The sequence below is a fragment of the Paraburkholderia sp. 40 genome (assembly GCF_050434105.1).
Lineage (GTDB): Bacteria > Pseudomonadota > Gammaproteobacteria > Burkholderiales > Burkholderiaceae > Paraburkholderia > Paraburkholderia tuberum.
In genome coordinates, this window is record NZ_JBNPVY010000002.1 from 798,828 (window position 1) to 819,020 (window position 20,193).

Annotated in this window: 15 protein-coding genes and 5 pseudogenes; 16 read left to right on the forward strand and 4 right to left on the reverse strand. The window is 62.6% G+C overall.

Annotation, left to right across the window (positions count from 1 at the left end; all coding sequences use genetic code 11):
* Window positions 1-21 precede the first annotated feature (21 nt).
* Entirely contained in the window at window positions 22-735 is a 714-nt protein-coding gene (locus tag OKW28_RS04865) for a DUF899 family protein (RefSeq protein ID WP_429444016.1), read from the reverse strand.
* Window positions 736-973: 238 nt separating this feature from the next.
* Here OKW28_RS04865 and OKW28_RS04870 point away from each other — a divergent pair, with 238 nt between their 5' ends.
* Window positions 974-1,921, forward strand: a complete 948-nt coding sequence (locus OKW28_RS04870) for a LysR substrate-binding domain-containing protein (RefSeq protein ID WP_429444017.1) — start codon at window positions 974-976, stop codon at window positions 1,919-1,921.
* Between the two features lie 82 nt (window positions 1,922-2,003).
* The gene (locus OKW28_RS04875) at window positions 2,004-3,284 is read left to right on the forward strand and encodes an MFS transporter (RefSeq protein ID WP_429444018.1); all 1,281 of its coding nucleotides are present in this window, start codon (window positions 2,004-2,006) and stop codon (window positions 3,282-3,284) included.
* Window positions 3,285-3,326: 42 nt separating this feature from the next.
* On the opposite strand, the gene OKW28_RS04880 is transcribed toward OKW28_RS04875, so the two are convergent.
* Window positions 3,327-3,932 (reverse strand): peroxidase-related enzyme, encoded by a 606-nt coding sequence (locus OKW28_RS04880; protein WP_429444019.1) that lies wholly within the window; start codon window positions 3,930-3,932, stop codon window positions 3,327-3,329.
* A 177-nt stretch (window positions 3,933-4,109) separates the two neighbouring features.
* On the opposite strand from OKW28_RS04880, the gene OKW28_RS04885 reads away from it, so the two are divergent.
* The 6 genes and pseudogenes from OKW28_RS04885 (at window position 4,110) to OKW28_RS04910 (ending at window position 9,707) form a co-directional block, all read left to right on the forward strand.
* On the forward strand, window positions 4,110-4,526 hold the full coding sequence (locus OKW28_RS04885) for a cupin domain-containing protein (RefSeq protein ID WP_429444020.1): 417 nt from the start codon (window positions 4,110-4,112) through the stop codon (window positions 4,524-4,526).
* Window positions 4,527-4,832: 306 nt separating this feature from the next.
* The gene (locus OKW28_RS04890) at window positions 4,833-5,852 is read left to right on the forward strand and encodes a VTT domain-containing protein (protein ID WP_429444021.1); all 1,020 of its coding nucleotides are present in this window, start codon (window positions 4,833-4,835) and stop codon (window positions 5,850-5,852) included.
* A 247-nt stretch (window positions 5,853-6,099) separates the two neighbouring features.
* Entirely contained in the window at window positions 6,100-6,321 is a 222-nt protein-coding gene (locus OKW28_RS04895; protein ID WP_026226309.1) for a hypothetical protein, read from the forward strand.
* A gap of 378 nt (window positions 6,322-6,699) precedes the next feature.
* Window positions 6,700-6,876: pseudogene (locus OKW28_RS04900) on the forward strand (gamma-glutamyl-gamma-aminobutyrate hydrolase family protein); the annotation flags it as partial.
* Window positions 6,869-8,203: a glutamine synthetase family protein gene (locus OKW28_RS04905; RefSeq protein ID WP_429444022.1), complete on the forward strand. Its 1,335-nt coding sequence runs from the start codon at window positions 6,869-6,871 to the stop codon at window positions 8,201-8,203. The pseudogene OKW28_RS04900 and the gene OKW28_RS04905, both read left to right, overlap by 8 nt.
* Before the next feature lie 49 nt (window positions 8,204-8,252).
* Entirely contained in the window at window positions 8,253-9,707 is a 1,455-nt protein-coding gene (locus OKW28_RS04910; protein ID WP_429444023.1) for an aspartate aminotransferase family protein, read from the forward strand.
* Window positions 9,708-9,878: 171 nt separating this feature from the next.
* On the opposite strand, the gene OKW28_RS04915 is transcribed toward OKW28_RS04910, so the two are convergent.
* The gene (locus OKW28_RS04915; RefSeq protein ID WP_429444024.1) at window positions 9,879-11,852 is read right to left on the reverse strand and encodes an alkaline phosphatase family protein; all 1,974 of its coding nucleotides are present in this window, start codon (window positions 11,850-11,852) and stop codon (window positions 9,879-9,881) included.
* A 396-nt stretch (window positions 11,853-12,248) separates the two neighbouring features.
* On the opposite strand from OKW28_RS04915, the gene OKW28_RS04920 reads away from it, so the two are divergent.
* Window positions 12,249-12,983: an alpha/beta fold hydrolase gene (locus OKW28_RS04920; RefSeq protein ID WP_429444025.1), complete on the forward strand. Its 735-nt coding sequence runs from the start codon at window positions 12,249-12,251 to the stop codon at window positions 12,981-12,983.
* A gap of 240 nt (window positions 12,984-13,223) precedes the next feature.
* Window positions 13,224-13,955, forward strand: coding sequence for a DUF2278 family protein (locus tag OKW28_RS04925; RefSeq protein ID WP_429444026.1), 732 nt, complete (start codon window positions 13,224-13,226; stop codon window positions 13,953-13,955).
* 132 nt (window positions 13,956-14,087) lie between these two features.
* Here the strand turns inward: OKW28_RS04925 and OKW28_RS04930 are convergent.
* Window positions 14,088-14,351, reverse strand: a pseudogene (locus tag OKW28_RS04930) (MFS transporter); the annotation flags it as partial.
* Here OKW28_RS04930 and OKW28_RS04935 point away from each other — a divergent pair.
* The 6 genes and pseudogenes from OKW28_RS04935 to OKW28_RS04960 all read left to right on the forward strand — a co-directional run.
* Window positions 14,351-14,869: pseudogene (locus OKW28_RS04935) on the forward strand (LysR substrate-binding domain-containing protein); the annotation flags it as partial. The pseudogenes OKW28_RS04930 and OKW28_RS04935 sit on opposite strands and share 1 nt — an antisense overlap.
* Before the next feature lie 84 nt (window positions 14,870-14,953).
* Window positions 14,954-15,238 (forward strand): annotated as a pseudogene (locus tag OKW28_RS04940) (5-oxoproline transporter, DUF969 family subunit); the annotation flags it as partial.
* Window positions 15,237-15,662, forward strand: a pseudogene (locus OKW28_RS04945) (5-oxoproline transporter, DUF979 family subunit); the annotation flags it as partial. The pseudogenes OKW28_RS04940 and OKW28_RS04945, both read left to right, overlap by 2 nt.
* A 10-nt stretch (window positions 15,663-15,672) precedes the next feature.
* On the forward strand, window positions 15,673-16,683 hold the full coding sequence (locus tag OKW28_RS04950; protein WP_429444027.1) for a DUF2891 domain-containing protein: 1,011 nt from the start codon (window positions 15,673-15,675) through the stop codon (window positions 16,681-16,683).
* A gap of 155 nt (window positions 16,684-16,838) precedes the next feature.
* On the forward strand, window positions 16,839-19,232 hold the full coding sequence (locus tag OKW28_RS04955) for a DNA polymerase II (RefSeq protein ID WP_429444028.1): 2,394 nt from the start codon (window positions 16,839-16,841) through the stop codon (window positions 19,230-19,232).
* Window positions 19,233-19,724: 492 nt separating this feature from the next.
* On the forward strand, window positions 19,725-20,096 hold the full coding sequence (locus OKW28_RS04960) for a BON domain-containing protein (RefSeq protein ID WP_429444029.1): 372 nt from the start codon (window positions 19,725-19,727) through the stop codon (window positions 20,094-20,096).
* The last annotated feature ends 97 nt before the right edge of the window (window positions 20,097-20,193 follow it).

Genomic DNA, 20,193 nt, shown 5'->3' on the forward strand with positions numbered 1-20,193 from the left:
ATCGCTCCATGGCAGCGCCGCTCAATACGCCAGCTTCGGATACCAGTCGGTGCCACGGCCGCCCGGCGTCATGTCGAGGATCGTCCACAACGGCATCAGATCGGGCGCGCCGCGCGGATCCTGTCCGGGGTCCGACGTCGACGGCCCCATCTCCTCGGCCCAGAAGTGCCGCACGACGCCGCCCGTGCGCGTGAATACGTTCAGCGCGGGAAGGTCGTCGCCGGCGGGATCTTCGGCCGCGTAATCGCGATTGAACGTGTTGCCGCCCGACGAATACAGCCGCAGATGCCGCCAGCCGCGCTCCTGCTTGAACGCGACGAGCCTGTCGATCGGCGAGCGGCCGATCACCGCGAACGCGACGCGCTGCAGGATATCGGGCATTTCGCCGTCCCACGCGCTCAGTAGCGACGTGCACATCGGGCACGGCCGCGCGCGTTGCGGTCCGAACATCCAGTTGTAGGTCACGAGCGTGTCGTGCGCGCCGAACATCTGCGATAGCGGGACCGGGCCCGCTTCGCCGTCGAAGCGGTAATCCTCCGGCACGACGCCTCCCGCCGGCAGCGCGCGACGCTGCGCGGCGACACGCTCGATCTGGCGGCGCAGCTCGATCTCCTCGGCGAGCAACGCGTTGCGCGCGCGTCGATATTCGGGGCTCTCGCCCGGAAAGCGCGAGGGCAAGTCGGCCAGTTCGCGGGCCGGTTTCAGCGTATGCATCGAAGTGTTTGCGTCGTTCATCAGTCATCTCCTTGTGAGAAATCGTCAGAAAAACGGACGGAAGACGAGCGGGCATCGTCGCTTTGCCGCCCTTCCTGTAGGGACGACGAACGAGCCCGCGGAAAATCGACAGGCCTCGCCATGATTTTGCAGCGGCGGCTTTTTGCGGCGATTTTGCCGGCGGTTTGACCACCCACTCGCCAGGCGTCGCCGCAAGGTATGCTTGCGCCAAACAGCAAGCTCGCCTTGGGGAACGCACATGCCGCTTCGTCTGCCACCCCTGCCCGCGCTTCGCTTTTTCGAAGCGGCCGGCAGGCATCAAAGTTTCAAGCTCGCCGCCGCCGAGCTGAACGTCACGCCGAGCGCGATCAGTCACGGCATCGTCGGACTCGAGGGAGCGCTCGGCGTCGAACTGTTCGTGCGCGAGCCGCGCGGCATCTCGCTAACGGCGATTGGCGCGGATTATCTGTCGTACGTCTCCGAGGCGTTTTCGCTGATCGCGATCGGCACGCAACGTCTGCCCAATCATCGCGCGGATCGGCCTATCGCGCTCAGCTGCGCGCCGACCTTCGCGTCGCGCTGGCTGCTGCCGCGCCTCGCCGGTTTTCGGGCGCGCTGGCCGCATGTCGTCGTGAGCGTGGACACGTCGCGTCGCCAGGTCGGCTTTCCGGTCGACGGCTTCGACTTTGCGATCCGCATGAGTCGCGCGCCGGTCGCCGGCACGGCATGGACGCGCCTGTTCGGCGAGCGCTTCGTGCCCGTGTGCAGCCCTGCTTATCTGGAAACGCTGCGCGACGAGCACGGTGTCCCGAGCCTGCGACGCGCGACGCTGATTCACGTGAACGCCGCGAGTGAAGACTGGCAGGCGTGGCTCGACGCGACCGGCACCGGCGGCATCGATACACGCGGCGGCTTGCACGTCGACACGATCCAGCTCGCCTTCGAGGCGGCCAGCATGGGCCTCGGCGTCGCGCTCGGCCGCAAGCCGCTGGTCGACGGCGATCTGTCGAGCGGCGCGCTGGTCGAGGCTTGCGCGGCCACCGTCGCATCGACCACCGCCTACTGGCTGGTCAGCGCGGAGAATTCGGACAGCGCGATCCGGCGGCCCGAGCTCGCCGATTTCAAACGTTGGCTCGTCGACGAGGCGGCGGCCTTCGACGCGCATGCGGACGCGGCGGCGGACGACGACATAGCAACGCATAGGTGAGCCACGCTCACCTGACGTCGAAATCTTTTCCTTTGCCGGCTGCGCGGCGGGCTGCGACGATGGTGGCCAAGGAGGAGCCGCCATGTCGACGACCCATAGCAAGCAACCCGCCCCCGCCCTCGCTCCGGCGACGACCGTCACCACGACGCTCGTGATCGTCGCCGGTGCGCTGATCCTGAGCGCCGCGATGGGCATCCGCCAGACCTTCGGCCTGTTCATCGGCCCGTTCTCGTTCGACCGCGGTCTGCCGGTCACGCTGATCGCTTTCGCGATCGCGCTGCACAATCTCGTTTGGGGCTTCGCGCAGCCGTTCGCGGGCGCGGCCGCGGATCGCTATGGCTCGGCGCCGGTGGTCGCGTTCGGCGCTTCGACGTTCGCGGCCGGCCTCGCGCTGTCGGCGGTCGCCTCGAGCGGTGCGCTGCTGGTGACCGGCATGGGATTGCTGGTCGGCATCGGCGTGAGCTGCACGACCTTCGGCGTGGTGTTGCCAGCGGTCAGCCGCGTTGCGTCGCCGGAGAAGCGCAGCGTCGCAATGGGGCTCGTCAGCGCCGGCGGCTCCGCCGGACAGGTGCTGATGGTGCCGCTCGTACAAGGCATCCGGCTGCATTCGGGCATCGCGACATCGCTATTCGTGCTCGCTTTCGCCATGCTGCTGATCGCGCCGCTCGGCATCGTGCTCGACCGGCGTGCGCCGATCCACGCAACGGCTCAGGCGCGGTTCGAGGACGCGCCCGCGGCGCCGCTGCGCGAGGTTCTGTCACAAGCGATGCGCCATCGCGGCTACCGCTTGCTGACGCTCGGCTTCTTCACCTGCGGCTTTCAGCTCGCGTTCATCGCGACGCATCTGCCCGAGTATCTGACGCTGTGTCATATGCCGATCGGGCTGGGCGCCACCGCGCTTGCGCTGATCGGCCTGTTCAACATGGCGGGCAGTTGGGCATGTGGTTGGCTCGGCGGCCGGTTCCGCCAACATCATGTGCTCGGCTGGCTTTATCTGATTCGCAGCGCGACGATCGCCGCATTCTTCGCGCTGCCGAAAAGCGCGGTGTCCGTGGTGATTTTCGCGGCGGTGATGGGCCTCACGTGGCTCGGCACCGTACCGCTGACGAGCGGGCTAGTCGCCAAGGTGTTCGGCACGCGTCACCTCGGCAGCCTGTTCGGCGTGTGCTTTCTGAGCCATCAGATCGGCTCGTTTCTCGGCGCGTGGCTCGGTGGCCTCGTGTTCGATCTGACGGGCTCGTATTCACTGCTATGGGTAGCGACGGTCGCGGCGGGATTGATCGCGGCACTGCTGCATTTCCCGATCGACGACACCGTGGTGATGACGCCCGCGCGGCGTTCATCTCGCCCCGCGCAGGCGTGATGCGAATTGCCAATAGAGATGCTGAAGCGATTCCAGTCGAGGCTACTTTTTCGGTGCATCCGCCGTGGCTTTCGGCACACGCCCCATCAGATAGAACTCGTCGTTCGGACGCATCGAGATCACGTTGGCCATCCGGTTCGACAGCCCGAAAAACGCGGTGATTGCCGCGATGTCCCAGATGTCTTCATCGGTGAAGCCGTGGCCGCGCAGTGTCTGGAAGTCTTCTTCGTCGACCGTGCCCGACGCGCGGCACACCTTCAGCGCGAAATCGAGCATCGCCTTCTGGCGGTCCGTGATGTCGGCCTTGCGGTGATTGACCGCGACCTGATCGGCGAGCAGCGGCGCTTTTTCGTAGATGCGCAGAATCGCGCCGTGGGCGATCACGCAGTAAAGACAATCGTTGACCGCGCTCGTCGCGACCACGATCATCTCCCGCTCGCCTTTCGTTAGACCGCCCTCTTTCAGCATCAACGCATCGTGATAAGCGAAGAACGCGCGGAATTCGTCGGGCCGATGCGCGAGCGTCAGAAACACGTTCGGCACGAAACCCGCTTTCTCCTGCACTTCGAGAATGCGGGCACTGATGTCTTCGGGCCACTCGCTCGGTTCGGGGACCGGGTAGCGGCTGATGGGCTGAAGCGTGGCCATGCGCTGTCTCCGTGATCTCTGTCGGGGTATGCCGACCATTGTAGCAACGCGATTTCGCGGTCGCCCGCGCTTCACCAGGTCCGCTCGATCACGTCCGACATTGCCGCCCGTATCGTCTAGACTTTCAGTTCGGCATGCGTGAAGCCGCCCGGCACGGCGGCGACGAAAGGAGCGACCATGTCAAACGTTACGCACGACGCGCGGGCCCCGGTGGTCAAGGTGCGGCCCGAACGGGAAATGGCGACGATGCAGCGGCTGCCCTATTTCGTCGGCATTTCGGCGAGCACCGCGGGCAGCACCGGGCTGTCGATGTACATGGTCGTGGTCCCGCCTGGCGGCCATGCGGAGCCGCACTTTCACGCCGACTACGAGACGGCGATCTATATGCTCGAAGGCAAGATCGAGACGCGCTACGGCCCGGGCTTGCGCGAGTCGGTCATCACCGAGCCGGGCGACTTCCTGTTCATTCCGCCGGGCGTGCCGCATCAGCCGTTCAATCTCGACGCGAACGCCGCGGCGCGCGCGATCGTCGCGCGCAATCACGCGGACGAGCATGAGCGGGTGGTGCCCTATGATCCGTCCGAGGATGCGTGAGGCAACGGGCCTCTTCCCGGACCGCCTCGCCTGAAGCGAGGCAAATCATGCTTCTCAAACCGGTTTGATCCACTTGCCGCGCGGCGCATGCAGGCCGCGCCGCGGCGTGCGCCGCGCCCATTCGTCGGTCGCGCGCGATTTCGTCGGCGTTCTTTCACAACGCCGACTCGCCTCCTGTGCTTAAATCCGTCTTTCGCGTCGACGCGCGCGCGTGCCCCCGCACGGCCGTTTGCGTCGTTTGTGGCATGTATCGGCCTCGGCGCGGACGATTCTTCTTTCTTTTATTGGCTTATCAGGAGCGCGGTTGTGTGGCATTTCCCGGTCGCTATTCCACCGTCTGCCGGCGTGTGGGCCGTCTTCATGAGCGTGCTCGTCACGCAGCTCGGCATGCCGATTCCGGCCGCGCCGATGCTGATTCTCGCTGGAACGATGGCCGCGGTGGGAGAAGCCTCGTACGTCAACATGATCTGCGCGGCGGTCGGTGCGACGCTGATCGCCGACTCGCTGTGGTTTTTCACCGGACGCGCGTACGGCCGCCGTCTGCTCAATTACCTCGTGCGCTTCTCTTTGTCGCTGGACACCACGGTACGCGTCGCGCGCAATACCTATGAGCGCTATGGCGCACCGATTCTAACCGTCGCGAAGTTCCTGCCCGGTCTCGGCCTGATTTCCGCGCCGCTGCTTGGGACGACCGCTATCGGCGTCGGCGTGTTTCTGTGGTGGGACATGGTCGGTGCCACGCTGTGGGCCAGCGTCTGGGTGATCGGCGGCGGCGCCCTGCACGACCAGATCGTGCAAATGATGCTGCTCGTGCGACACAACGGCGGCACGATCTTCGATACGTTCGCGGTGATCTTCGCGGCGGTTCTGGTGTATCGCTGGCTGCGCCGCTTGCAGTTTCGTCGCTGGCTCGCGCATACGCGCATTTCGCCCGATCAGCTCGACGCGATGATGAAGTCGAACGAACCGCCGCTGATTCTCGACGCGCGCCCGGGCACCGTCCGCGAAAAGGAATCGCACCGCATTGCCGGCGCGCGGCCGCTCGATCTCGAGTCGCCCGATCCGATTCATCCGGAATACCTGAAGCGGCCGATCGTCGTCTATTGCGTGTGTCCCAACGAAGCGACCGCGAAGCGCATCGTCAGGCAATTGCATCGGAAGAACATTCATCACGTGCGCGCGCTGAAGGGCGGTCTCGATGCGTGGGAAAAGCGCGGCTATCCGGTCGAGCCACTGCCGACCGACTTCAATATGGCGGTGGCACACATGCTCGAAGACAAGGGCAACGAAGGCGAATACACGGTGCGCGCACGTCTCGCGGAGTGAATGAATAGTGGACGAAACACGCGGCATCACGCTCGATGCCGCTTTGCCAAAATCTAAAAATAAATTGACGGCATTTTTAGCTCGTATATCCTAGCTATTGGGAGATCGCGTGGGCGGCGCGGCGAATTAAGCTACTACCGTCTAGTACCGTTTCTTCTCGATCAACCCGTGTCCTGTTTCTTCAATATCCGCTGTGGAGTCGAAACAGGCCGTTCAATACCCTCAACTACGCCAGTCGAGTGTCATTGTGAGAGTCCGAGGCCCTTTGGTGAATTGGAATCGCAGTCAGGCGCGTTGTACTTGCGCTGACGGCGCCAGCGCCGACGGCAGCAACGGCAGCCTTGCGTTTCGCCGCTTTCTGTCCGTCATCACAGTCCTGTCGCGTCGTTCCGTTCGACGCCGCAACGTCCTCTCCGCGCGCGCGTTCATCGCGGTGCGCACAGACGAAGTCGCTTCGCTGCTGCCGTAGCGCCTCTCCTCTTTCATCTCTTTTCGCTGCTCGATTCTTCCGTTTGCACGCGTTTTCGCGAACTGGCTGCTTGCGTCCGCGCGGCACTGACTGATCACCGCGCATCGCGACGGATTCAATCGAACCGCTTCTAATCTGGTAAGCGCTGCGCGTAATTGCGCGGATTCGCTTTGGCGTCGACTCGCCTTGGCGTTTTCCCACCTCGCCGCGCGCGCTATTTAACGCCGTTCACGTGGTGTGCGGCGTGGGATCGACACGCCTATTCGTTATGCGAAACCAACCAATAGCAGGAATCACCGCCGATAGAACGATGCTCCGCGCTCATCCGTCGCACGTGGTCGGCGGACTGAACGACCATCGCGGGAACAAGGACGACTCGCTCGCGCATTTGCGCTCGGCGTGCAATGGCATGCGGAATGGAAACATGCTGCCGACTCGTTATCGACCGCGATATTTCGCGCCTTCGGCGACGCGTGTCGCCAGCGCATGCATACACGAAACCCTGCACACATGACCCAGGTCGCGGACCAAAACAGAGAGAACAATCATGCATGACATCGACGAATTTCTGAAAAAGCATCATGTCACCGAAATCGAAGCAATTATTCCGGACATGGCCGGCATCGCGCGCGGCAAGATCATTCCGCGCAGCAAGTTCGGATCGGGCGAATCGATGCGTCTGCCGCAGGCGGTGATGATCCAGACCGTCACCGGCGACTATCCGCAAAGCGATTCGCTGACCGGCGTCACCGATCCCGACATGGTGTGCGTACCCGACGCGAGCACGATCCGGATGATTCCGTGGGCAGTCGACCCGACCGCGCAGGTGATTCACGATTGCGTGCATTTCGACGGCACGCCGGTCGAAATCTCGCCGCGCTGCGTACTGCGGCGCGTGCTCGATCTATATAAGGCACGCGGCTGGAAACCGGTGATCGCGCCGGAGCTCGAGTTCTATCTGGTCGACATGAACCGCGATCCCGATCTGCCGTTGCAACCGCCGGTCGGACGTACGGGTCGCGCGGAAACCGGACGCCAGGCGTATTCGATCGAAGCGGTCAACGAATTCGACCCGTTGTTCGAAGACATCTACGAGTACTGCGACGTGCAGGAACTCGAAGTCGATACGCTGATACACGAAGTCGGCGCCGCGCAGATGGAAATCAACTTCATGCACGGCGATCCGCTCAAGCTCGCGGACAGTGTGTTTCTATTCAAGCGCACCGTGCGCGAAGCGGCGTTGCGTCACAAGATGTACGCGACTTTCATGGCGAAGCCGATGGAAGGTGAACCCGGCTCGGCGATGCACATGCATCAAAGCCTCGTCGATATGGAAACCGGCCGCAACCTGTTCACCGCCGCCGACGGCGAGCCGACCTCGCTGTTCACCGGCTATATCGCCGGCTTGCAGAAATACACGCCGGCGCTGATGCCGATCTTCGCGCCGTACATCAATTCGTACCGGCGTCTGTCGCGTTTCATGGCCGCGCCGATCAATGTCGCGTGGGGTTATGACAATCGCACGGTCGGCTTCCGGGTTCCGCATTCCGCGCCGGTCGCGCGCCGCATCGAGAACCGGATTCCGGGTGTCGATTGCAATCCGTATCTGGCGATTGCCGCGACCTTGGCGGCGGGCTATCTCGGCATCACGCAGCGGCTCGCCGCAACCGAACCGCTGGCGAGCGACGGCTATGCCCTGCCCTATCAATTACCGCGCAATCTCGAAGAAGGCTTGACGTTGATGAGCGCGTGCGAGCCGATTGCCGAAGTACTCGGCGAGCAGTTCGTCCGAGCGTATCTCGCGTTGAAAGAGACCGAATACGAAGCGTTTTTCCGCGTGATCAGTTCGTGGGAACGCCGGCACTTGCTGCTGCACGTTTGAGTGCTGTGGGCCAATCGTTCAATGAGAACCTTGAAAAGACGGAGGCAGTATGAGCTATAAGACTGAAGACGTGATGTATGCGGAAAAGGAAACGTCGCAGCATGGCGGCACGAAAGACGCGCCGACCTCGCAAGCCACATCGCGCAGCACCGCCGAATACCGCGCGCTCGATGCCGCGCATCACATCCATCCGTTCTCGGATATGGGCTCGCTCAATCGCGCGGGTTCTCGCGTGATCGTCAAGGCGCAAGGCGTGTACCTGTGGGACTCGGAGGGCAATAAGATCATCGACGGCATGGCGGGACTGTGGTGCGTGAACGTCGGCTACGGCCGCCAGGAACTGGCCGACGCCGCATTCCGGCAGATGCGGGAACTGCCGTACTACAACACGTTCTTCAAGACGACGCATCCGCCCGTGATTGAACTGTCTGCCCTGCTCGCCGAACTGACGCCCGCCCCATTCAATCACTTCTTCTACTGCAACAGCGGCTCGGAAGGCAACGACACCGTGCTGCGCATCGTCCATCAATACTGGGCGACACAACGACAGCCCGCGAGGAAGTTCGTCATCGCGCGCGAAAACGCTTATCACGGGTCGACGATCGCGGGTGGCACGCTCGGCGGCATGGCTTATATGCATGAGCAGATGCCATCGAAGGTCGAGAACATCGTACATATCGATCAGCCCTATTTCTTCGGCGAAGCGGCAAGCGATCAGACGGCGGAAGAATTCGCACTGGCTCGCGCGCGGCAGCTCGAAGCGAAGATTCTCGAACTCGGTGCGGACAATGTCGCCGCATTTATCGGTGAGCCTTTCCAGGGAGCGGGCGGCGTGATTTTTCCGGCTGAGACGTATTGGCCCGAAATCGAGCGCATTTGCCGCAAGTACGACGTGCTGCTCGTCGCGGACGAAGTGATCGGCGGCTTCGGCCGAACCGGCGAATGGTTCGCGCATCAGCACTTCGGCTTCGAGCCGGACCTGATCACGCTCGCGAAGGGACTGACGAGCGGTTACGTGCCGATGGGGGCCGTCGGTCTACATGATCGCGTCGCCCGCGCACTGATCGACAACGGTGACTTCAATCATGGCCTCACCTACTCCGGGCATCCGGTCGCGGCGGCCGTCGCGCTTGCGAATCTGAAACTGCTGCGCGACGAGAGGATCGTGGAGCGCGTCAAAGTGGATACGGGTCCGTACTTTCAGAACAAACTGCGTGAGACGTTCGCCGGTCATCCTATCGTTGGCGAGATCAGCGGCGCGGGCCTCGTGGCGGGCGTGCAACTCGCCGAGAAGCCGCTCGAGCGCAAGCGCTTCGCGAATGGCGGCGATGTCGGTACGATGTGCCGCGACTTCTGCTTCAACGGCAATCTGATCATGCGCGCGAGCGGCGACCGGATGTTGCTGTCGCCGCCGCTCGTGGTCAGCCGGCCGGAAATCGACGAAATCGTCTCGAAGGCAGAAGCGGCGATCGATGCGACCGCCCGGCAGATGGGCATCCGATAGCACTGCGTGGTTGCGATTCAGTTTCCCTCAGCCCTCGAGTGCCCGCACAGCCTTCAAATCGCCGGTCGGCCGCAGGATCGCACCAATCATCTGCCCCCCCGTGACCGCCGCCGGAACGCGCGGCGGTCCTACTTTACGTTGTACCGGTCGCGCGAGCGTTCCAGGTTATGGTCAGAAAGGCCACCAGCCCTTACCGCCGTTGTCTGCATCATGGTCCGGGTGCGACCCGTCATGATGCCCGTGCGTGTCGGAGTCCCGGTCGAAGTCGAAAAGATCGAACAGGTCGCCGATCGCGGGCGCATTGACCGGCACGTATGGGTTATCGCTGTGCTGGACCGGGTTCGGCAAGTTGTCACGACTACGTCCGGTAATCGGTGGCAGCCCCCAGTTGCGTTCGATGAACTTGACCAACGACGCGTGATCCGCATAGCCGTGCGAAATGCGCCCGCCAGCGGAATACTTCGACACTGCGATCATCGGGATACGCGAGCCGTCACCAAAGTAGTCGATGGGCTGCACATAGCCGGAATCGTAGTAGCCGCCGCCCTCGTCGGTGGTGATGAGGATCGCAGTAGTGGCCCATAGCTTCGGATCGCTCTTCACCGCGTCGACCAGTTTTCTCACGAATGCCTCGTAAAGCCCAAACTTCGACGATGTCGGATGCCCATCGAGCAGTCCGCCAGGCTTCACGAACGACACAGCTGGCAGATTGCCCGCCTGGATATCCGCGTACAGGTCTGGCAAGTCCGCAAGATGTGTGGCCCGGACGTGCTTTTTCGTCATGATCGACGTCTCGTACAGGAACGGATTGCAGATGTTGCAGTAGACGCTTGTCGACGGATCCTTGATGAAGCTGTTCCAGCCCTCCCCGTAGTACTTCCACGGGATCTTGCGATCAAGCAGCGTGTCCCCGACGGTGCGCACGGGTGACGGGGGGATCGTGAACGGCGACTTCGTTCTGTCGAGCACCGTGCCGTCGCCGTTATATCCCGGGTTGTAATTGTTGAGCAGGTAATAGTGCTTCGGCGCGCAGTTCGGCTTGGGATCGTAGGGCAGCGATTCAAGGTATTGGCGGATCGCGCCGACGCCGGGCTGGCCCGGGTCCGAACAGTTGCTATAGCTGCCCCCCGAGTAACCGTCCTGGGTGTACCAGTTGTTGGTGCCGGCCAACGGATCAGCGTTCTCGATCTGATCCGACGGCGGCGTTGCCGCATTGCCGCTGCCGTCGGTGTAGTAGTACGCATCAGCCGCACCGATCATGATGCTGTTCGCCCCGGTTCCGCCCATCACCGGTTGGTGATAGTTATCGCTCATCGCGTATTGCTGGGCCAGTTTCGTGAAGTACGGCATGTCGCCGTTGTTCACGTTGTAGAAGCCAAGCGCATTCGAGCCTTCGCCGGTGGTCTGATCGGTAAAGGGTGTCGGTTGCGGCTTGCCGTTGCTGCCCGCGCCGATGGTGGTTTCCACCCAGGCGAACAGATCGCCGAGGCACCCGCTCGGATTCTCGCGGCTCGCATGTGCGACGGCACAATCCGCTTGCTGCCACGCCTGATAGAAGCGGTGCACCGGACCGCCCATGTACGCATCGTAGAGTGGCGGCTGCAACAGATATGGACCGCTCGGCAACGCGTTGTAGTTGGCCACCCGCGAATCCTTTACATCCTTCGGCAGTCCGGTCGCGCCGCTCAGCAACTGATCGATGTCGGACACCTCGAGTGCCGTGCCTTCGGCCTGCACGGCCGCATCGTGAGTCGCGAAAGGTGGCGGACTTGCGTCGCTAGCCGCCGTCGGCGCACCGCCCGTATTGGGGGCCGGCAGCGGCATGTACGGGGTTTTGTTCGGCGGGGCTAACGCAAATTTTGCCGGTCCAACCAATTGCGCTTCGTATTGCTGCGCCTTGTTGAAGTTCGGGCCCGGCGAACCATCCGCATTGACGATGCCCCGCGACAGCAGATTCCACACTGATTGGCCTTGCGGGGGTTGGTAGGTGCCGAACACGTGGTCGAACGTTCGGTTTTCGCCGACAACGATGATCACATGCTTGATTGGCGTTAGGGTCTGGGCCGCATGATCGTCCCTTGCCGCAGACACCCCTGTGGGCATCGTAGCGAATGCGAGCGCGGCCGCTCCCGCAACTGCTGACATCGAAAGTCGTAGGTACAGCTTATTGCATCGTTGTGACAGGTGGAATGTCGCCATTTGCCGTCTCCTTACCGTTGGTTACAACGGTAAGACCTTAGGGTTCCTGCATGAACATGGAGAGTCGCTCGCATTACAGTTGGCTGTCGTCGGACTGCCTGAACGCATTGCGTCCACGATAGGGCGATTGATTACTGACAAGTGTCCGAAACGGCCGAACCATGGCTATGAATGGCCGGTTATCGACGTCGGCGGCATGACATTTGCGCAGTGTTCCGGAAAGGACTCGCAGGTCGGTGTGCGCGTTTCGTTCAGAGTTTTCCGCGTGCGCCGTTACCATTCGACGATGGCCTCGTATCGAGTGCCGTCCTTTATCCGTCTAACGCATCACAGGACCCACCCATGACCCACCAGATCGCTTTGCTCCCTGGACTGCTTTGCGACGACGCAGTGTGGGCCGATCAGCGCGGCGCGCTTGGCGCGATCGGCGCCTGCTTCGTGCCCGACTACGGCATGCGCGACTCGCTCGGCGCGATGGCCGAACGCGTGCTCGAGTCGGTTTCGGGAGACCGTCTGCTGGTCGCGGGTCATTCGATGGGAGGACGGGTCGCGCTCGAAGTGTTCCGGCGCGCACCGGAACGGGTCGCCGGGCTCGCGTTGCTCGACACCGGCTATACCCCGCGCGCCGCTGGCGAGGCCGGCGAAAACGAACGCGCGCAGCGACTCCGCCTGCTCGAGCTCGCGCGCACGAAAGGCATGCGGGCCATGGGCAACGAGTGGGCGCCCGGCATGGTCAACGCCGACCGCCACGATTGCGCCGTCTACGAGGCGGTACTCGACATGATCGAGCGAAGCACGCCCGACAAATTCGCGGCGCAGATCCGCGCGCTGCTCGATCGTCCCGATGCAACGGCCCTGCTTCGCGACATCGCGTGCCCGACGATGATCGTCTGCGGCCGCGATGACAAATGGAGTCCGTTGGCGCGTCACGAGGAAATGCACGCGCAGATTCGTGGCTCGGAGCTTCGCGTGATAGAACGAAGCGGTCACATGTGCACGATGGAGCGGCCCGACGATGTGACCGAAGCGCTGGTCGAATGGGCTCGGTGGGCGGCCGGGTTCGATACGGCTCGCTGATCTGTTCGACGGCCGCCTGGCCGTCAGCCGTCATCCGACGCGAGGAAATGCCACGCCTTGTCCTTGCGCGTCTCCAACCCGTAGCGCCACGCGTAATGATCATTGCTCGCACACCGCAATAGCGGTGCGATAAAAACATTGCAAGCGTATGACAGCGGGCGCGGTTGTTTATCGACGTGTAGCACCGTATGCTTGGATACGTCGCTTTCCATTCGTCAACTTCGAGAAGGTCATTCAGTCATGAACGAATACTGCATGTTCAAGGGAAAACTACTGCGCGCGGCGCCTTTCAAAGATTCGTATATAGGCAGTCCGCACTATGTGATCACGGTGACTGGCAACGACAACACGCCATTCAACATCGTCGTCAATTCGGCGTCGACGCAACCGGGCGCAAGCGGTAACGACGACGTGTACTTCTATGCCGATCTGAACTTCGCCGATCCACTCACCGCGAAACTGCAGCCCCTGAACCTCGGCCTCTACACGAGCGGCTTTCCACGGCTCGATTACTTCCAGGACAGCAGCCTGCTCGACATTCACCGCATGCGGCCGGTCCCCTACGAGGATCGAAACGGCAACCGCGCCGACGTCAACGACATCATCGACGAAATCCTCACCATCGACGAAAGCAAGCCGTCGCAAAGTCTGCCCTACGACAACGGCAGCGGCCAGTTGCACAACCGCGATTTCTGGACACCGACCACCGCGGGCATCGTGGTCTACGGGTTCGGCTTTCTGTTTCTGCCGAAGAAGGACGGTCTTCACGAGACTCACATGAATCAGGGCAATCCGCGCGGCCCGCATTACAACGAAAACGGCGCGTTCCAGGACGGCGCGGTGATCGTGCAGCGCGCCGATGGGTTTGCCGCGATGTTTACCGCGTTTCAGACACAGTATTTGCCGACCAATGCGGCCGGCGATCCGGCGGCGAATGCAGTGGCGTTGCCGGTTTATATTCAGCAAGGTTGATAGCGTCGCTCGTGCATTGGGCAAGTGGAAACCGCCGCGATGCGCGAGAAACAGGTTCTTGCAAAGGGGAAAATCAGATCGCGCGCAAAAGTCCCTCGCGATACGAACGCACCGCGAGAGACGTCGCGTCGATCAGCGCGCGCTCGCGGCGCCTCGACGCGGAATATGCCGCTGCACCACCGCCAGCGCGATCAGTACGATGACCATTGCGATACCGAGCATCAGCAGATAGCCCGATGCGCCACCGGCCGTGATCACCGCGGCACCGGCGAATGCGCTCAGAATCGCGCCGACGCGGCCGAACGCGAGTGCCGACGCGGTGCCCGTCGCCCGCACGCTGGTCGGATAGACGTATGCGCACAGCGCGTACATCGTCGATTGCACCGCATTGACGAATGGCCGTGCCCGATACCGACGAGATCACCGCGATCGCCGATTGCCGCTGGGAAGACGCGAGCTACGTGGTCGCCGCGCTCGATCATCCGCTGCGGCGCAAGCCTGACCTCACGCTCGCCGACACGCTGGGCGAACGCTGGGCGATTCCGCCACGCGGCACCGGCCCGTTCGAGCACATGCAGAGCGTGTTTGCCGGGCGCGGGCTGGGACTGCCGAACGTCGTCGTCGAAACGCGCTCGGTCACGGCGCTGAAGAGCCTGGTCGCGCGTTCGGTCTTTCTGAGCTGGATGGCGTCGACGATGTACGTGACCGAAAGCAAGGCCGGCGTGTTCGATACGCTCGGCGTCCCAGGCGTAGTCGGGCGGCGCACGTTGACCGCGTTCCGGCGGCGCCAGGGGATTCTGCCGAGCCCGGCGGTCAAGCTGCTGGAGCAGTTGCGGCAGTTGACGGCGGAGGGCATGACCGCGGGTCGATCGTTTCCCGCACACGCTGCCACTTTCTCGGCGTTTACCCGATAAGTAGATTTTATCGACTATTTATCAATAAAGTCTCGTGTTAGATTCCGTCGCCATGCGTCGAGGAAACGAAGCAAGGAGAGCCGGATGGGGGTTTTGATTGGCGTGCCGATCGTGGTGCTCGGCTTCGCATTGCGCTTCAACGCGCTGCTGGTGGTGACGATCGCGGGCGTCGCGACCGGGATAGCCGGCGGCTTGCAGACGGGGGAGATCGTCAGCGCGTTCGGCAAGGCATTCGCGGATAACCGCTATATGGGCCTGATCTGGCTCACGCTGCCGGTCATCGCGCTGCTCGAACGCAACGGTCGAAGCAACAGGCGCGGCATCTGATCTCGCGCTTGCATGCGGCCGCCACCGGCCGCGTGCTCTCATCACGTTGGTCGGTACGCTGACGCTCAAGTACGCGCCCTTCGTCGAAACGAAGAACGTCACGCTGATTTCGCTCGTGCTCGGCGCGCTGTTCGCGGTCGTCGCGGCCTACACGTTCGCCATGGCCATCTTCACGATGATCATGGGCAACGCGTTCGCCGCGTTTCCGGTGATGACGGCCGGCATCGGCCTGCCGCTGATCGTGCATCAGTTCAACGGCAACCCCGCGATTCTCGGCGCGATCGGCATGCTGTCCGGTTTCTGCGGCACGCTGATGACGCCGATGGCGGCGAACTTCAACATCGTCCCCGCCGCGCTGCTCGAACTGAAGGACCAGAACGGCGTGATCCAGGCGCAATGGCCGACCGCTTTACTATTGCTGATCGTCAACACCATACTGTTGTACGCGTTCATATTCCGCTTCTGAGGAGCCGCCGATGAACACCCAGCTCACCCGCGAATTCGCGTCCAGATTCGCCAATGTCGCGCTCGCCCATCTCACGCGCGAATACCCGAACAAGCTCACGCACTCGCTCGAAGGACCGCAGGACGTGCAGGGTCCGCGCGCCTTGCATCCGATCTTCTACGGCAGCTACGACTGGCATTCGTGCGTGCACGGTTACTGGCTGATCCTGCATCTGCTCGAACGCTTCCCAGATCTGCCCGAGGCCGCGCGCATCATCGCCGTGGTCGACGAGCATTTCACCGCGGCGAACGTCGCCGGCGAACTAGCGTATCTGGACCTGCCGCACAACCGCGGCTTCGAGCGGCCGTATGGCTGGGCGTGGCTGCTCGCGCTCGGCGCGCAGTTGCAGTCGATGAAAATCTCGGAAGCCGCGCGCTGTGCGAAGACGTTCGCGCCGCTCACCGAGGCGTTCGTCGAGCGCTTCGAGGAGTTCCTGCCGAAAGCAACCTATCCGCTGCGCGTCGGCACTCACTTCAACATGGCGTTCGCGCTCGCGCTGACGCTCGATTTCGCGCGGCAAACCTCGCGCGAATCGCTCGAGGCGCTGATCGTCCGCACCGCGGAGCGCTGGTATCTGGACGACGTAGCGTGTCAGGCGTGGGAGCCGGCCGGCGACGAGTTCCTGTCGCCGTCGCTGATGGAAGCGGAGTTGATGCGGCGTGTGTTGCCGTCGGCGCAGTTCGCCGACTGGTTCGGACGCTTCCTGCCGGACCTCGGCGCGAAAAAACCGGCGACGCTGTTCGAGCCCGTCACCGTGACCGATCGCAGCGACGGCAAGATCGCGCATCTGGACGGCCTCAATTTGAGCCGCGCGTGGTGCCAGCGTGCGCTCGCGCGTGCGCTGCCCGCCGGCGACGTGCGTCGCACCGTGCTGTTCGATGCGGCCGAGCGTCATCTGCACAGCGCGCTGCCGCATGTGGCCGGGCACTACATGGGCGAGCACTGGCTCGCCACGTTCGCGACGCTGGCGCTCGAAGCTTGAGCGAACCGGGAACGAACTGAACCGGCTTTGAAGAGATGAAGCCGTGCTGGTTGGGGCGCTTCAGTACGAAGCGCCCTTTTCATTGCCCGTTCAACAGTCCCTGCTTGCGGCGGTAAAATCGCGCAAGGCGATTGCGCCGCTTTAAAGGTGGAAGTTTGACTGAGTTCGAGCAGGGTTTCATTTTGACCCGACATTGGCGGGACACGCCCGCCGGCACGGAAATCGAGTTCTGGCTGGCCACGGACAGCGGGCCGCGCCACATCCGTCTGCGCCCTCAGCCGTCCGTCGCCTTCATTCCGGCCGAACATCGCGAACGCGCCGAAACGATCCTGCGCCGCGACGCGCCGCTCGATCTGCGTTCGCTCGAATTGCGCGACTTCCAGCATCGGCCGGTCAGCGGGCTTTACTGTGCGCAATACCGGCAATTGAAGGGCTTCGAGAAGCGCCTCAGAGAAGGCGGTGTCGATGTCTACGAAGCCGATATCCAGCCGCCCGAGCGCTACATGATGGAGCGCTTCATCACCGCGCCGGTGTGGTTCAGCGGCGTGCCGCAGCAGAATGGTCCGGGGCTCGATGGCCCCTGGCTCGACAGCGAACTCAAACCGTCCAACGAATATCGTCCGCCGTTGAAGCTCGTGTCGCTCGACATCGAAACGAGCGCGCATGCCGAGCTATATTCGATCGCGCTCGAAGGCTGCGGCGAGCGGCAGGTGTATATGCTTGGGCCGCCGAATGGCAACGACGGCAACGCCATCGACGCCATCGACTTCAAGCTCGAATACTGCGAAACCCGCGCACAGCTGCTCGAAAAGCTGATCGAGTGGATGGAGCGGCACGATCCCGATGCGATCATCGGCTGGAACCTCGTGCAGTTCGATCTGAAGGTACTGCAACAACATGCCGAGCAGTATCGCGTGCCGCTGCGCATCGGACGAGGCGGTGCGGTGATGGAGTGGCGCGAACACGGCGTCACGCGCAATCACTTTTTCGCGGGCGTGGCGGGTCGTTGGGTCATCGACGGCATCGAGGCATTGCGTTCGGCGACGTGGAGCTTCCCGTCGTTCAGCCTCGAATACGTGTCGCGCTCGGTGCTGGGCGAAGGCAAGGCGATCGACAATCGGTATCAGCGGATGGACGAAATCCAGCGCCGCTTCGACGAAGACAAGCCCGCGCTCGCGCGTTACAACCTGAAGGACTGCGAACTCGTCACGCGTATCTTCGCGAAGACCGAGTTGCTGCCGTTCCTGCTCGAACGCGCGACCGTGACCGGCCTGCCCGCCGATCGCAGCGGCGGCTCGGTCGCGGCGTTCACGCATCTGTACATGCCGCGCATGCATCGGCAGGGCTATGTCGCGCCGAATCTCGGCGACGTGGCCGGCGCCGCGAGCCCCGGCGGCTTCGTGATGGATTCGCGGCCCGGGCTCTACGACTCGGTGCTCGTGCTCGACTACAAGAGCCTGTATCCGTCGATCATCCGCACGTTTCTGATCGACCCGCTCGGTCTGGTCGAAGGCATGCTGCATCCCGACGACGCGAGCTCGGTACCAGGCTTTCTCGGCGCGCGCTTTTCACGCACGCGTCACTGCTTACCGTCGATCGTCGCGCAGGTGTGGCAGGCACGCGAAGCGGCCAAGCGCGAGCACAACAAGCCGCTGTCGCAGGCGCTGAAGATCATCATGAACGCGTTCTATGGCGTGCTAGGCTCGACCGGCTGCCGCTTCTTCGATCCGCGGCTTGCGTCGTCGATCACGATGCGCGGCCACGAGATCATGCACACGACACGCGAGCTGATCGAGGCGCAAGGCTACGAAGTGATTTACGGCGACACCGATTCGACCTTCGTCTGGCTCAGGCACGCGCATGACGAGGAAGACGCCGCGCGCATCGGCCGCGCGCTCGTCGAACATATCAACGCGGCGTGGCGGCAGAAGCTGCAGGCGCGCTTCGGTATCGACAGTGCGTTGGAACTGCAATTCGAGCGGCACTATCGGCGCTTTTTCATGCCGACGGTGCGCGGTGCCGAGGAAGGCAGCAAGAAACGCTACGCAGGACTTACGGTATTGCCGGACGGTCGCGAGGACGTGGTCTACAAAGGGCTCGAAACCGTGCGCACCGATTGGACGCCGCTTGCGCAGCAGTTTCAGCAGGAGCTGTATCGGCGCATCTTCAAGCAGCAGCCGTATCAGGATTACGTGCGCGACTATGTCCGCGATACGCTCGCCGGCCGGCTCGACGATCAGCTCGTCTATCGCAAGCAGTTGCGCAGACCGATCGACGCTTACGAGCGCAACGTGCCACCGCATGTGCGCGCGGCACGCGTCGCCGATGAGTTCAATCGCCAGCAGGGACGTCCGCTGCAATATCAGAATGGCGGCTGGATCAGCTACGTGATGACGGTGGCCGGCCCCGAGCCGCTCGAAACGCTGCGCTCGGCGATCGACTACGAGCACTATCTGACGCGGCAATTGCAGCCGGTTGCCGACGCGATTCTGCCGTTGCTACGCGACGATTTCACGACGCTGATGTCGGGGCAGAAGCAGTTGTTCTGATCGGGGCGGCGAGCGCGCGGCTGCGAGCATGGACGAATTGCCTACTTCACCATGGACGGCGGCCCGGCCTCTTCATCGGAGTGCGTGTTATGCACAGCAAAGGTGCGGCAGAGCGAGTTGCCGGGGGTCGCGTATCGCATGCTCCGCGCTCTCCAGGCCGGCGTAAATCGACGGCGCAATGTAACTGTGCCGCTACATCGGGGATGGCTAAAAATGTCAATCAGGCACCGGTAATCCGTGATTAAAGGCGGAAAAAAACTAATCCTTAGTTTTGATTTGCAACCCTATCAACAGAATTAGAGAGCCATCATAATTTGAAGTATTCTAATTTCTTCGGTTGTCCGCGCAATTGGCCGGATTTGCATTGTTGCTTGACCTAACCCTTTATTGTCCTATAGTGCCATTTGATCGGCCTCAGAAATATTGTGGGGGCGTGTGTGTGATATCCGTGAATCTGTAGCCCCAACGATCTGCAACGACAGGAGAAGATGCATGAAAGCAATCCACGCCGTCAAACTGGTCGGTACCGCCCTTCTGATTTCGGGTTCGATTCACGCCTATGCGCAGGCGAGCAACGCTAACGCCCCTGCGTCTGCCCCGACCACGACGCCCGAAGCCCGATCGCATTACAAGTCAATGAAAGCAGCGAACCGGGCGCTACAGCGTCAGGTTCGAAATGCGCTGGTGAAAGACAGGAACATCTCAACGGCCAATATCACAGTTCGCGCCCGCGATGGTGCTGTCACGCTGCAGGGCAGCGTACCGCTTCAGGCACAAAGCGACCGGGCAACCGAGGTGGCGAAAGGGGTACCTGGCGTAACTTCGGTCAGGAACGCGCTGTCGATCCGTCCTGTGGGCACCTGAAGCAGTCCTGGACCCCGCTTTGCAGGAAGGCCGGCGCTCTGACCGTGCATTCCATTGATGGCATAGCCAATGCGGCACATGGTGGCGGGCCGGCTCG